This window comes from Salinactinospora qingdaonensis (genome assembly GCF_039539445.1).
Taxonomy (GTDB): Bacteria; Actinomycetota; Actinomycetes; order Streptosporangiales; family Streptosporangiaceae; genus Salinactinospora; species Salinactinospora qingdaonensis.
Genome location: NZ_BAABDD010000055.1, coordinates 1 through 11805, shown reverse-complemented (window position 1 = coordinate 11805; position 11805 = coordinate 1). Strand labels below are relative to the sequence as shown.

The window sequence follows — 11805 nt, the reverse complement described above, 5'->3', positions numbered from 1 at the left end:
CGCCCCCCTCAGGCTGCTGAGATCGCGCAGCGATCGAGGCACGAGCGGACGACGCACTTTCCCACCCCGCCAAGCACAACCACCCCCTGTGCGGGGAGCACCGCACCTTCAACGGTGAGGGGGCGGAAACATACAGACCATCCCCCCGTGCGCGGGGAGCACCTCGGCGGGATCGCCCTTTCCGCGTCCGAGTCGGGACCATCCCCGCGTGCGCGGGGAGCACGGACTCTTCGTCGCAGGTGGCGGTCCAGGCGGGGGACCATCCCCGCACGCGCGGGGAGCACTGTGGAAATCACGTTGCGTGGAGAGCTGGAGTTGGACCATCCCCGCGTGCGCGGGGAGCACACCAGCTCCTCGAATTCCTTGGGCCGATAACGGGGACCATCCCCGCACGCGCGGGGAGCACCTCTCCTCTCCTATAGCTGGTCTAGCCGGGGGGACCATCCCCGCACGCGCGGGGAGCACGCCGTGCCGGGCACACGCCCGGATACCGCCAGGGGACCATCCCCGCACGCGCGGGGAGCACTTCAGGAACGTCTCAACGGTCATGACGCAGGAGGGACCATCCCCGCGTGCGCGGGGAGCACCCACCCCCACAGCGCGGGCGATCGCCGCTCTCGGGACCATCCCCGCGTGCGCGGGGAGCACTCCTTACGGAGCTGGCGGACGTCGGACGCGCCGGGACCATCCCCGCGTGCGCGGGGAGCACTCAGCCGCCACCCACCGCGGATCGGTGACCGCGGGACCATCCCCGCGTGCGCGGGGAGCACGACCGGAGGAGCCGCACGGTGCCGCGCACCACGGGACCATCCCCGCGTGCGCGGGGAGCACCCTGATGCGTCAGTTCAGATTCTGAAGGACTTGGGACCATCCCCGCGTGCGCGGGGAGCACCAGGTTGCGCATGTGCCGTTGGGCATGGGGGTGGGACCATCCCCGCGTGCGCGGGGAGCACCCGTGGTCTGCACCACCGGCACACCCCAGATGGGGACCATCCCCGCGTGCGCGGGGAGCACGGGTCTCCGGATGTGCCAATCCCCATCAGGATTGGACCATCCCCGCGTGCGCGGGGAGCACGTCAAGAACAACACCGCGAAAACCGGCGGCTCGGGACCATCCCCGCGTGCGCGGGGAGCACCGCCGTCGCGGTCGGTCAATCGCTCAGTGATGGGGACCATCCCCGCGTGCGCGGGGAGCACGGCGCGTCGTCGGAGGCGAGGTGGTACATGACGGGACCATCCCCGCGTGCGCGGGGAGCACCGCGTCATCCCCGTTGATCCAGTCGAGGATCTGGGACCATCCCCGCGTGCGCGGGGAGCACCCCCCATCCTGGCTAGCTGTCCGTGGCTGGTGGGACCATCCCCGCGTGCGCGGGGAGCACAACCAGCCCCAGAAGTGCCACACCGCCGGATCGGGACCATCCCCGCGTGCGCGGGGAGCACTGCCCTCGACGCCGACCGAGGAGTACACCTACGGGACCATCCCCGCGTGCGCGGGGAGCACGCCCTCAAGACGGCGCGGGACCGTTTGGTTGAGGGACCATCCCCGCGTGCGCGGGGAGCACACGTTTACGCCGCGTTCTGCAACGTCCGCGCGGGGACCATCCCCGCGTGCGCGGGGAGCACTTGAGCATCGCCTCCGGGTACTGCTTCCATACCGGACCATCCCCGCGTGCGCGGGGAGCACCCTCGTTGACCTGCGGCGCTATCGGCGGGGTGGGGCTGTTTTGACCACTTGTTGAGAATCGGACGAATGTCGCATAGGCCGCAAGGTTCGCAGAGGGGCCGGTCGGTGGCGCATGTCCCGCAGTGTAGTCGCGGCGCCGGGGGCTCGTGGGGGGTTGGGTGATCCCGCCACGCCGGGGGTGGTGTTCGCGGCCACCGGGTGCTACGGCACCGCGTCAGGACGGGTCACACCGCCTCGGGGCTAGTCACCGCCTCAGAGCGGGGCGCACCGCGTCGGGGCGGGTCACATGAACAGCGGCTGCCACGTGCCCACAGCGATGGCGAGAGCATGGGCGCAGGCCACGAGCACCACGGAGGCGGCGATCAGCCACGTGTCGCGGGCGCGCCAGCGGCTCAGGCGGGCGTGAGAGCGTGGCCCCGCGGCGAAGGCGCGGGCGTCCATCGCCATGGCCAGCAGCGTCCCGGTTCGGATACTACGCACGAGCAGCGCGAAGGTCTTACCGACGAAGATCGTCACCGCTCGGAACGGGTTGCGGCCGGCCTCGATGCCGCGTGCGCGGCGGGCGAGAGTGAGGGTGCGCCATTGGGCAGCCAGCAACGGCACCAGCCGCAGCGCAGCCAGCACCCCGACGGCGGGCCGTTCCGGGATCTTGAGGCGCTGCACCAGAGCGTCGGTGAGGTCGGTGGGGTCGCTGGTGGCTCCGGCGAGAATGCCGGGCAGCGCGATCGCCATGATCCGCAGCGCCGTGCCCAGCGCCGCCATCGCGCCCTCGTCACCGAAAACGAGATTGACCAGGCCGATAGAGCACCCCATGAGCACGAAAGGTCCCGCCAAGGCCAGGAGGAGCCGGCGCTCGATCCCGGAGACGGCCAGCAGGCACAGCCCGCCCGCAAGTACGACACCGCTGGTGACGACATCAATCACGGGGATGAGCCCGGCCGCGGCGATGAGGGCGACAATCAGCTTGGCGGCCGGGTTGACCCTGGCGAACCAGGCGCCTCCGCCTCGGGTGTCTTCAGGTTGGGCGTCGGGCTCGGGGCCGGTGGCGGCGTGGGGCGGTGTCATGGGTGTCGCCTTCCGGCCAGATCGAGCGCCCGCTCGGGCGGGACCGGCGTGCCCACGCCGCCGTGGGCCACCGGAAGCGCGGTGTCGACGAACCCGCCCAGCAGTAACTCGTCGTGGGTGGCCATGACGATGGCGGTGCCCGCGGCGCGCAGCGTGTCCAGCAGCTCGACGAGTTCGCTCCAGGTGCGGGTGTCCTGGCCGAAGGTGGGTTCGTCGAGGAACAGCACATCGGGGGCGCGGTCGGGGCCGCAGCTAAGCGCGGTGGCCACCGACAGCCGCCGCTTCTCCCCGCCCGAGAGGGTGAAGGGGTGGACGTCGGCGAGCGTGGTGAGCCGCAGTTGGTGCAGTAGGCGCGTCACCCACTCCTCGGTCTCGCGCTCGCCCATCCCGACGCGCAGCGGCGCGAAGCGCAGTTCGTCGCGGACACTGCCAGTGACGAACTGGTCCTCGGCGTGCTGGAAAACGGTGCCGATGTGGCGAGCGAGCGTGCGGGCGGGCCAGCGGTCCAGGGGACGGGTACCCGCCTGAGCCAGACTGCCGCGCGGGCGCACCGCGCCATGCAACGGTCGAGACAGGCCGGCCAGCAGCGTCAACAGGGTGGACTTACCGCCGCCGTTGGGTCCGGTGAGGGCGGTCGCGGTTCCGGCGCGGACGGTGACGTCGGCGTTCTCGATCACCATAGGGCCAGCCGTCGCCCCCATGCCCGGCGCGGCGGGGGCGCGTGCTGAGCAGCCGGCGGCTTCGATGAGGGCCGCGCCGCCGGGGCCGGGGCCGGGCGGCGCGGCGGGCTCGTGGCCGGGCACCCACACTCCGGCCGCGGCCAGGCGGGGGCCGTGCGCGGCGAACACGTCGGCCGGTGAGCCGTCGGCGCTGACCCCGCCACCGGGGTCGAGGACGACCACCCGGTCGACGAGGTGGGCGACCTCGGCGACGCGGTGCTCCACCAGCACCACCGTGGCCTCGCTGATCTCGGCGAGCCGCGCCACCTGTGCGCGGACCAGTTGCGCGCCCGCGGGGTCGAGGTTGGCGGTGGGCTCGTCGAGCAGCAGCAGCCGCGGGCGCATGGCCAGCGCCCCGGCCAGGACGAGGCGCTGCTGTTCGCCGCCCGACAGCGCGGCGGTGGAGCGCTGCCGGCCGTAGGGGAACCCCACCTCGCGCAGGGCCGCGTCGACACGGGGCCAGATCTCTTCGCGCGCCACGGCGAGGTTTTCCAGCCCGAAAGCCACGTCGTCGCCGGCTCGCGCCATGACTAGTTGGGTCTGGGGGTCCTGGGCGACGAAGCCGAGGTCGGCGCGCGCGGCCGTGGCGGGGGCTCCGTCGACCAGGAGCGTGCCTTCGCTCTGGCCGGTGATGGCGGCGTCGTCCCCTGTGAGTCCTGCCATGGCGTGGAGCAGGGTGCTCTTGCCCGCTCCGGAGGAGCCCAGGAGCAGCACGCGCTCCCCCGGAGCGATGGCGAGGTCGACGCCGCGCAGCGCCCAGGTATGGCGTCCGGAGTGGCGCCATCCCCAGCCCGACAGCTCGACCCGGGCGCCCGTCATCGCCGACCGCCCCACCGGCTCGGGGCGCTGCGAGCGCAGTGCGGACGCTGGGGCGGGCTCGCCGGCCACGTGCCGCCCGGAGCCGGCCGCGCCGCGAGACACCGTGGCGGGACCGGACACGGGCCGTGGCCGGTGTCTCGTGGCGTGCCTCCGGTGTCGTGGCCGCCCCGGGAGACGGCCGGAGCGGGGACGGTGGTAGGTGGTACCACGGCAGTCGACGCCGGCACGGCGACGAACTCCCCGAGACGAACCTCCGACACGGTCAACGCGACCACCGGATCACCCGTTGGCGGAGGGGAAGGGGCCGAGCGCGCCCGCTCTGGCCAGTGCGCTCGTCAACAGTCGGCCGCCCACACCGGCGATGACGGCGGCGCTACCGATGACCAGGACGGCATAGACCGCCTTGTAGAGCAGGGGCCAGGTCGGGTAGTACAGCGTGAGGTCCATGACGACCGGGGAGAGCCCGGCCACGGCGGCGGCGAGGACCGCGATGCCCATCCCCCAGTGGCGGTAGCGGCCCGCGGCGAAGACGATCTCGGGCAGTAGCCCTTGAAGGAAGGCGGCCAGGATCACCATGAGGCCCCAGGTGGTGCCCAGCAGCGCCGACACCAGGCCGGCGGCCAGGGAGGTGAGGACGCCGGCAAGGGGCTTGCGGATGACGAGAGGGCCGAGCACACCGGGCAGCAGCCACACGCCGTAGATGACCGCTTGGGCCGGCGGGAAGGCCACGAAAAGGGGACCGGTGGACTGCCACAGGATGCCCCAGAACCAGAAGACGATGCCGATGGCGACGCCGAGAACGGCGGCGACGAGAATGTCGACGGTGCGCCACCGGACGGTGGGGGCCACACCGGTCTTGCCAGTAGGCGAGGTACTCACACGTATCCCTTCCAGAGATAACGAGAGTGCCCAGGCCAAGAGCGCCGCCCGCCTGCCGCGCGCGAACGGTGGCGGCCACCGGCACGCGGGCGTCGGGTAACCGGACGGCGGTTCCCACGACTTCCTTCGCTGGCATTACCCAGATCAGGTAGGTAAGGGTCTGCGGATCGTCTCCGCACTCTCAGCGCGCAAGGCGCTCCCCTGTCGGTTTTCTTCAATTATGCGCCTTTGTCTGGGGTCTGTGGCAACTCCTCCCACTGATTGACACTTTTGCCCTGGCTGTCCGCACTCGGGGGCAGGTCCCAGGAGTGGGGCTTAGCGCAGCACCATCCCGTCCCCCATGCCGGGGGGAGGTCCGGGGACGACGGCCAGCCCCATTTCGGCGGGGTTGGTGAGCAGGGGGTGCTTGGGCACCACCCGCACGGTGTAGCCACACCTGCCTGCCCGAGCGAGCGGGATGGAGCCCTGATAGCGGGTGAGCGGCCCCTGCGAGGTCTTCCCACGCACCGGGGAGAGTTCGCTGAAGGTCGGCGAGAGGATGCTCTCCTCCTCGTCGACGCGACCCAGCACCGCCTCGACGCGGACATCCTCGGGGGTGAGGTCACCGAGGACGAGCGTGGTGCGCACCGTGATCTCCCCACCGGCCTGCGGCGGCTCCTCCATGTCGACCACCTCGACGTGCTCGATGCGCACGCCCGGCCATGCCCGGCGCACCCGCTGCTTCCACGCGGCGAAGTCGCGGTCGGCGGCCAGACCGTCGCGGGTGAGCAGCCGGGCGGATACCGCCGCCGGACGGTACAGCTCGTTGACATAGTCACGAACCATGCGGCTGGCCAGCACCTTCGGGCCGAGCGAGACCAGCGTGTGCTTGACCATCTCCAGCCACCGCTTGGGCAGGCCCGCCTTGTCGCGGTCGTAGAACTGCCCGGTGACCTGCTCCTCGATCAGCTCGTACAGGGCCGCGGCCTCCAGGCTGTCGCGACGGTCGGGCTCGGCCACCCCGTCGGCGGTGGGGATCGCCCACCCGTTGGAGCCGTCGAACCACTCATCCCACCAGCCATCCCGGACCGAGAGGTTGAGGCCCCCGTTGAGCGCCACCTTCATCCCCGACGTACCGCAGGCTTCCAGGGGCCGCAGCGGGTTGTTCAGCCATACGTCGCTGCCTTGGACCATGGCGCGCGCCAGGGCCATGTCGTAGTCGGGCAGGAACACGATGCGGTGGCGCACCTCGGGGTCGTCGGCGAAGCGGACAACCTCCTGGATGAGCCGTTTGCCGCCCTCGTCGGCGGGGTGGGCCTTGCCGGCGATGACGATCTGGATGGGGCGCTCGGGGTGCAGCAGCAGCGATTTCAACCGCTCGCGGTCGCGCAGCATCAGGGTGAGCCGCTTGTAGGAGGGCACCCGCCGCGCGAAGCCGACGGTGAGGATGTCGGGGTCGAGCACGTCGTCGATCCACCCCAACTCGGCCTCGGTAGCTCCCCGCTGCTTCCAGGAGCGGCGCAGGCGCTTGCGGGCGTCGGCGATGAGGCGCTCCCGCAGCAGGCGGCGCATCTCCCATAGTTCCCGGTCCGAGGCGCCGGTGATCTTGCGCCAGCCCTCGATGTCGGCGAGTTCGGTAACGTCGTCGATCATGCGGTCGGCCAGCTCTTGGGCCTCCTCGGCGACCCAGGTTCGGGCGTGTACCCCGTTGGTGACGGCGGTGATGGGCACCTCGATGGGGTCGAAGTCGGGCCACAGTCCGTGGAACATCTCCCGGCTGACCTGGCCGTGCAGTGTGCTGACCCCGTTGACGCTCTGGGAGAGGCGCATCCCCATGACGGCCATGTTGAACACGGCCGGATCTCCATCCTCGTAGGTCTCAGTGCCCAACGCCATGACCCGGTCGGCCGGCAGGCTCGCGGCGGCCCCCGTGCCGGTGAAGTGGTGCTCGACCAGGTCGCGGGGGAAACGGTCGATGCCGGCGGGCACGGGGGTGTGGGTGGTGAAGACCGTGCCGGCGCGGGTCAACTCCAGCGCCTGGTCGAAGGTCAGGCCCTCGACGTCGACGTACTCGCGTACCCGCTCCAGCCCGAGGAAGCCGGCGTGCCCTTCGTTCATGTGGAACACTTCCGGCTCTGGGTGGCCGGTGAGCGCACAGTAGGACCGCAGTGCCCGCACCCCGCCCACGCCCAGGAGGAGTTCCTGGCGTAGCCGGTGCTCGGTGCCGCCGCCGTAGAGACGGTCGGTGACGCTGCGCAACTCCGGCTCGTTGCGTTCCTGGCAGGCGTCGAGCAGCAACAGGGGAACCCGGCCCACGCTGACCACCCACACGTGGGCGATGAATTGGCGCCCCTCCGGTAGGTCCAAAACGATGCCTACCGGGTCGCCGTTGGTTTCGGCCAGCAGCGTCATGGGCAGCCCGCGCGGGTCGATCTCGGGGTAGTGCTCCAACTGCCACCCCTCGGGCGAAAGGCTCTGTGAGAAGTAGCCGTGCCGGTAGAGCAGCCCCACGCCGATGATGGGAACGCCGAGGTCGCTGGCGCTTTTGAGATGGTCCCCGGCGAGGATGCCCAGGCCACCGGAGTACTGTGGCAGGGCGGCGGTGAGCCCGTACTCGGCGGAGAAGTAGGCGATGCTCTGGGGCAGCGTGCGCTCGGGCTCCTCAGGCAGGTACTGGTACCACTGCGGTTCCCTCAGGTACTGATCGAGGTCGTCGGCCACCGCGCGCAGCCGAGTACAGAAGTCGGTGTCGGCAGCAAGCTGGGCGAGTCGTTCGTTGGTGACCTCTCCCAGCAACTGGGTGGGGTCGTGGTGGACCGCCTCCCAGACATCGGGATCGACCTCGGCGAAGATGGCACGGGTGGCCGGATGCCAGGACCAACGGAGATTGGCCGCAAGCGTCTCCAAGGGAGCCAGCTCTGCGGGCAGGACAGTACGAACAGTGAACCTACGGATCGCCTTCACGCAGCGTGAGGCTAGTCAAAAGGACCCGCAGGCGCGAGTCTCCAGCACGGCCTTGCCCCATATGCCCGATACATCTTGTCCCAATTTTACGTAACCATAAGAGGAACATTGTAGAAGCGCACTACCATCGACCGGTTGAACCTCTTACAACTCTTTTTTTGCTGAAATTTTGAATGCGGATATCAAGGCTGTTTCGATGAGGCAGCCGATTTGGCGCTGGTGTTACTGAGGTGACCCCCGCCCCTAACGAGGAAGATGTCCGATTTATCAGGAAACATCCACCCTGGTCAACCGTAGACACCCACCCCGCACCCACTTAGCCTGTGACTACAATCACAAAAATAGGGCGTCTCGGACTGTCGGAAAGCACGGAATCGCGACCGACGATAGAGATGGGAGCGAGCCGAAGGCCCTTCCGCGAACTGACCTTAACGGCGGGTTTTTCGGCCTGCCCACTCCCTCGTACCAAGCAACGCGAACAGTAGCGGAACTATCCGTAATCTCGACCTCAAACGGTGCACCTGTGATCGGACGATTTCCCATTCTTGACGTCGCTCCCGTCGTTGACCACGGCACGGCCAAGGCCGCCGTCGGTGAGACCTTCCCGGTGCGGGCCACCGCCTTCCGGGAAGGACATGACACGCTGAGTGTGGGTGTGGTGCTATGGGACCCCGCCGGCCGGCGCCTGCCCCTGACTCCCATGCGCGAACTCGTCGCCGGAACCGACCGTTACGGTGCCGAGGTCACAGTGACCAGCGAAGGTCGCTGGTCATTCGCGATCGAGGCGTGGCACGACCCCTTCCGCACCTGGCAGCACAACGCCGAGATCAAAGTGCCGCTGGGCCAAGACGTCGAACTGATGCTGGAGGAAGGGGCTCGGCTGTTCGAGCGGGCCGCCCGCCGGGTACCCCGCCGGCCGGCGCTGGCCGGGGTCGCCGAACTGCTGCGCGACGCGACCCGCCCCGCGGCCGAACGCCTAGCCGAAGCCACCTCCGTGGAGGTCATGGCCGAAGTGAACCAGAACCCGCTGCGGGAGCTGGTCACCCGCACCAAGCGTTACCCGGTGATGGTCCACCGCAGACGCGCGCTGTTCGGCTCGTGGTACGAGTTCTTCCCCCGCTCGGAAGGCGCCACCTTCGACGGGGAGGACGGCCAGCAGCGCTCCGGCACCTTCATCACCGCCGCCAAGCGGCTACCAGCCATCGCCGACATGGGCTTCGACATCGTCTACCTGCCCCCGATCCACCCGATCGGCCACAGCTTCCGCAAAGGCCGCAACAACACGCTGGGGGCCCAGCCGGGCGACCCCGGCTCACCGTGGGCGATCGGCTCGCACGAAGGCGGCCACGACGCCGTCCACCCCGACTTGGGCACCATCGACGACTTCGACACCTTCGTAGCCGAAGCGAGGGAGCACGGCTTGGAGGTCGCCCTGGATCTGGCGCTGCAAGCCTCACCGGACCACCCCTGGGTCAGCGAGCATCCCGAGTGGTTCAACATCCGCGCCGACGGCTCGATCGCCTACGCGGAGAACCCGCCAAAGAAGTACCAGGACATCTACCCGCTGAACTTCGACAAGGACCCAGAGGGCAGCTACGCCGAGGTCCGGCGGATCGTGCGGTACTGGATGGACCACGGGGTGCGGGTCTTCCGCGTGGACAACCCCCACACCAAGCCCGTCGCCTTCTGGGAACGGCTGCTGGCCGACATCGCGGTCACGGACCCCGATGTGCTGTTCCTGTCCGAGGCGTTCACCCGGCCGCCGATGCTGCAAACCCTGGCCAAGATCGGCTTCCACCAGTCCTACACTTATTTCACCTGGCGCAACACCAAAGAGGAGCTACAGGACTACCTCACCGAGCTCAGCACCGAGACCGCCCACTACCTGCGCCCCAACCTCTTCGCCAACACGCCCGACATCTTGCACGCCTACCTCCAGCACGGCGGCCGGCCGGCGTTCGAGACTCGGGCGATCCTCGCGGCACTGCTCTCCCCCACTTGGGGGATCTACTCCGGCTTTGAACTGTGCGAGAACCAGGCGGTGCGCCCGGGAAGCGAAGAATACCTGGATTCGGAAAAATATCAATATAAGCCGCGCGATTGGCACGCCGCGGAAGCCTCAGGAATGACGATCGCGCCACTAATCCGTAAGCTGAATCACATGCGGCGGTATCACCCCGCATTACAGGAACTGCGGAACCTGCGGTTCCATCATGCTGACCAACAGGAGATGCTGTGCTTCTCCAAGCGGTTGGCGGGGGGCGACGGCGGGGAACCGGACGACGTGATCCTGGTCGTTATCAATCTCGACCCGCACCACGCGCGCGAGGCGACGGTGTGGCTCGACATGCCCGAACTCGGGTTCTCTCCCGGAGATTCGATTATGGTAACCGACCAATTGTCGGGCGAATCATATAAATGGGGAGAGGCGAACTATGTCCGTCTTGACCCATATATCCAGACAGCACACATATTCACAGTTACTCCCACCGCGAGCACCCGCTAAAAGCCAGGGCGCTTTCGGGGGAGCGCTGACGAGCCGACTGGTGGAGTAGTACATCGTGACCAATCAGGAGCCGGTGCCCGGCGTCAATGAGACACCTCTCGTGGCCATTCCCGACACATTCTCATATGAGAAGCCACGCGACCCCTATTGGTACAAACATGCGGTGTTCTATGAGGTGCTGGTCCGGGGCTTCTACGACTCCAACGGCGACGGCACCGGTGACCTCCGCGGGTTGATCAACAAGCTGGACTATCTGGAATGGCTGGGCATCGACTGCGTCTGGCTACTCCCCCTCTACGAGTCGCCACTGCGCGACGGCGGTTACGACATCAGCGACTACATGAAGATCCTCCCGGAATTCGGCAATATCGCCGACTTCGTCGACCTCGTGGAGGAGGCCCACCAACGAGGCATCCGTGTCATCGCCGACCTCGTGATCAACCACACCAGTGACCAGCATCCCTGGTTCAAAGCCTCGCGGGAGGACCCCGACGGCCCCTATGGCGACTTCTACGTGTGGTCCGACACCACGAACCGCTACTCCGACGCCCGAGTGATCTTCGTCGACACCGAGCACTCCAACTGGGCCTACGACGAGGTGCGCGGCCAGTACTACTGGCACCGCTTCTTCTCCCACCAGCCCGACCTCAACTTCGAGAACCCCGCGGTGCAAGAGGCCGTTATGGAGGTGCTGCGGTTCTGGCTGGACCTGGGCATCGACGGTTTCCGCATGGACGCGGTGCCCTACCTCTACGAGCGCGAGGGCACCAGTTGCGAAAACCTCAAAGAGACCCACGAGTTCCTCAAGCGGGTCCGCGCCGAGGTCGACCGGCTCTACCCCGACCGGGTGCTGCTGAGCGAGGCCAACCAGTGGCCCACCGACGTCGTGGAGTACTTCGGCGACTTCGAGACAGGAGGCGACGAGTGCCACATGAACTTCCACTTCCCGCTCATGCCCCGGATGTTCATGGCGGTACGGCGCGAGCAGCGCTACCCGATCTCGGAGATCCTCGCCCAGACCCCGGCGATCCCCCGCAACTGCCAGTGGGCGATCTTCCTGCGCAACCACGACGAGTTGACGTTGGAGATGGTCACCGATGAGGAGCGGGACTACATGTACGCCGAGTACGCCAAGGACCCGCGGATGCGCGCCAACGTGGGCATCCGTAGACGGCTGGCCCCGCTGCTGG

Annotated in this window: 6 protein-coding genes, 1 CRISPR repeat array and 1 riboswitch; of the genes, 2 read left to right on the top strand and 4 right to left on the bottom strand. The window is 68.5% G+C overall.

From position 1 onward, the window contains the following. Window positions 1-133: 133 nt before the first annotated feature. A CRISPR array of direct repeats spans window positions 134-1684; the repeat unit is 29 nt; unit sequence GGGACCATCCCCGCGTGCGCGGGGAGCAC. A gap of 282 nt (window positions 1685-1966) precedes the next feature. The 4 genes from ABD848_RS24610 to glgP all read right to left on the bottom strand — a co-directional run bounded on the left by ABD848_RS24610 (window position 1967) and on the right by glgP (window position 8109). After that, window positions 1967-2749, bottom strand: a complete 783-nt coding sequence (locus tag ABD848_RS24610; RefSeq protein ID WP_344977508.1) for an energy-coupling factor transporter transmembrane component T family protein — start codon at window positions 2747-2749, stop codon at window positions 1967-1969. Continuing rightward, window positions 2746-4287, bottom strand: coding sequence for an ABC transporter ATP-binding protein (locus ABD848_RS24605; protein WP_344977515.1), 1542 nt, complete (start codon window positions 4285-4287; stop codon window positions 2746-2748). The genes ABD848_RS24610 and ABD848_RS24605 overlap by 4 nt, the downstream gene beginning before the upstream one ends. Window positions 4288-4566: 279 nt before the next feature. Next, window positions 4567-5166 carry an ECF transporter S component gene (locus ABD848_RS24600; protein WP_344977506.1) on the bottom strand — a complete coding sequence of 200 codons (600 nt, stop codon included), beginning with the start codon at window positions 5164-5166 and terminating at the stop codon, window positions 4567-4569. Window positions 5167-5270: 104 nt separating this feature from the next. After that, window positions 5271-5379, bottom strand: a riboswitch (TPP riboswitch). A 102-nt stretch (window positions 5380-5481) separates the two neighbouring features. Next, the gene (gene glgP / locus ABD848_RS24595) at window positions 5482-8109 is read right to left on the bottom strand and encodes an alpha-glucan family phosphorylase (RefSeq protein WP_344977503.1); all 2628 of its coding nucleotides are present in this window, start codon (window positions 8107-8109) and stop codon (window positions 5482-5484) included. A gap of 523 nt (window positions 8110-8632) precedes the next feature. On the opposite strand from glgP, the gene ABD848_RS24590 reads away from it, so the two are divergent. Both ABD848_RS24590 and ABD848_RS24585 read left to right on the top strand, forming a co-directional pair. Beyond that, window positions 8633-10615 (top strand): alpha-1,4-glucan--maltose-1-phosphate maltosyltransferase, encoded by a 1983-nt coding sequence (locus ABD848_RS24590; RefSeq protein WP_344977500.1) that lies wholly within the window; start codon window positions 8633-8635, stop codon window positions 10613-10615. A gap of 100 nt (window positions 10616-10715) precedes the next feature. Beyond that, window positions 10716-11805: alpha-amylase family glycosyl hydrolase (locus ABD848_RS24585; protein ID WP_344977512.1), on the top strand; the 1090-nt coding region annotated here is incomplete at its 3' end.

Bases quoted from the DNA above. Each gene is read 5' to 3' on its own strand.
- ABD848_RS24610 (WP_344977508.1), bottom strand. From the start codon at position 2,749: ATGACACCGCCCCACGCCGCCACCGGCCCCGAGCCCGACGCCCAACCT.
- ABD848_RS24605 (WP_344977515.1), bottom strand. From the start codon at position 4,287: ATGACGGGCGCCCGGGTCGAGCTGTCGGGCTGGGGATGGCGCCACTCC.